Origin of the sequence: Mycoplasmopsis agassizii (assembly GCF_002272945.1) — a bacterium.
Classification (GTDB): Bacteria; Bacillota_I; Bacilli_A; order Mycoplasmatales; family Metamycoplasmataceae; genus Mycoplasmopsis_B; species Mycoplasmopsis_B agassizii.
In genome coordinates this window covers 1-2,225 of the sequence record NZ_NQMN01000004.1, presented here as the reverse complement: position 1 = coordinate 2,225, position 2,225 = coordinate 1, and the positions used below count along the sequence as shown (strand labels likewise).

The 2,225-nt window shown below is 30.3% G+C and carries 3 protein-coding genes; 1 reads left to right on the top strand and 2 read right to left on the bottom strand.

The window, feature by feature from the left end:
• On the top strand, nucleotides 1–730 hold a 730-nt coding region (locus tag CJF60_RS05370; RefSeq protein ID WP_235849960.1), incomplete at its 5' end, for a hypothetical protein.
• Nucleotides 731–826: 96 nt separating this feature from the next.
• On the opposite strand, the gene CJF60_RS05115 is transcribed toward CJF60_RS05370, so the two are convergent.
• Nucleotides 827–1,267 carry a hypothetical protein gene (locus CJF60_RS05115; protein WP_084232856.1) on the bottom strand — a complete coding sequence of 147 codons (441 nt, stop codon included), beginning with the start codon at nucleotides 1,265–1,267 and terminating at the stop codon, nucleotides 827–829.
• A 168-nt stretch (nucleotides 1,268–1,435) separates the two neighbouring features.
• Nucleotides 1,436–2,225 (bottom strand): hypothetical protein (locus CJF60_RS05110; protein WP_214608182.1); only part of this gene is annotated, 790 nt, incomplete at its 5' end.

Genomic DNA, 2,225 nt, shown 5'->3' with positions numbered 1-2,225 from the left:
ACCGTATTTTATGACAGCAGGAGCATCAACCAATAGCCAAGCAGGTCAAGGTTCGAATGTTCAAACAAGTATCGAAAACTTTGCTAGTTATGATGACTGAAAAGGTTTACTTGACAAAGTTAAAACTTTATGAGGAAAAGATACTACAGAAGATAAATCAAAACTAGATGCTTTCTCTAATGCGCTTGCTCCATTATTAATTGATGCAGCATTAAATTCAACAACTATTGAAAGACAAACTAATAAAGTAACAATTACTAAAGAAACAACTATCTTTTATGTAAAACCATGAACAGGTGATTTCACTTTTGGTTCAAAAGATGAAGTTGGAAAAATGGCAGTTAATGGTCAATCTTCAGACACCCAAATTGGTGCAAATAAAACAACATTACTTTTAAGTGGATACCAGGGATATGAAACTGTAAATAATAAAGTTACAGCGAATGGTAAACCATGAAATAAAGATAAAGTTGTCTCAGGTACAAATGTAGTGGGTAATGGTACATCTTCAAACTACTTTGAAATTGACAGTGTTAAATGACATTTCAATGGTGGTAGTGAAAAATTATTAGGATTACCAAGACCTGAAACTACAGGTGATACTCCAACATCTGCTACATATGACTCAGGTCTTGCAGTTGCAATTCGTTTCTTAATTGAAGCAGTAATTACTGATGATACTATGACTAGAACTACTACACCTTCAGGTGAAGTAAGTAATCAATCATAATTAATCAAATAAAATTCATTCAATTAATTTTACAAATACAAAAGCACTACCAATTTGCGTAGTGCTTTTTTCATATCTTAATAGTAAGTAATTGACTTATTTTTTCTCTTTAATAGCTTTAAGTATTTCATCAAAACGATCATTAATTTTTTTGTCCATTTTTACAAGTTTTTCCTCAAAACTGTCTAACCTTTTATTTGTTTCTTGTTTGAAATCATTGAATCTGTGTTCATTCCTTTCTTCCAAACCATCAAACTTCTCATCGATATAAACAGTTAAATCAGCTTTTAATCGATTGTACAAGTCGTTAAAATCTTTGTCTCTTTTAGGCTTTTTGCCACCTGTAGGTTTAGTCTCTTTCACTATTTTCTCTCCTTCGATTGATAAATCATGTTTTAACTGTGAACCATCTTCTGAAAAAATATATTTACGCTTGTTTTCATAAAGTTTGTAATTTTTCTTAAGATCTCTTAGTTCTTTACAATAAGTAGTCACATTAAGTTCATCTCTGTCATCTTTAGGTTCTTTATCTGACATATATCTCCTTGAAATTTATAATTATTTTAATTATAAACTAAATTAATAACTCACTATTAAAACAAGTAATAAAACTTTGAAAAGTGCAAAAAATATGAAAAAACCACAGTATGTGATTACTGTGGTATTTGAATTTTAATCCTGTTTGTATTAGGAAAACTGAATTAATTAAGAATTAGATTCTCCTGTGTTTTCAGTTGGCTCACTAGGAGTTACTTCAGGAGTTACTTCAGGAGTTTCTACTGGTGTTCTACTCATAGTATCTTTAGTAATAATTGCTTCTAATAAGAAACGGATTGCTACTGCTAGACCAGTTTGGTATCTATCAGATGTAGGTGTATCACCACTTGTTTCGGGATAAGGATTACCTAATAATAATTCTGCTTTTTCATCTCCATTGAATCATCATTTAACACCATCGATTTCAAAGTAACTATTTGATACACCATTACCTTTAATACTTTGGTCACTTTTCTTTTTGTCTTTATTTCAAGGTTTACCATTAGTTTTTATTTGGTCATTGTAATCTTGAAAACCACTAAAAATTAGTGTATATTGAGTTGCACCAATTTCAAATCTTGCATCCTGAGTATGTCTAACCATTGGGAATTCTGCTTTATCACCAGTTTTGCTTGCTGCTAGATAGTCTCCTTCATAAACATATACAATTTCTGAATTTTTATAAGGCATGATATAGAAGATTTTTGTTGATGTTGTTATGTCAGTTAGTTTTGTAGTGATTTCATCAACTAAACGATCTCCCATTGCATTTGAAAAGGCATCAAGTTTTTGAGGTGAATTTTTTAATGCTTCAGCAACTTTTTTAATAAATTCTCTTCACTTAGCTAGTGTTTCAAAGTTTTCAAAAGTAAATTCAATATCTTGTTTTTCTTTTTCACCAGACTGTCTAGTATCATAAGTAAAATGTCTAATATGATCTACACTCATAAAATACGGA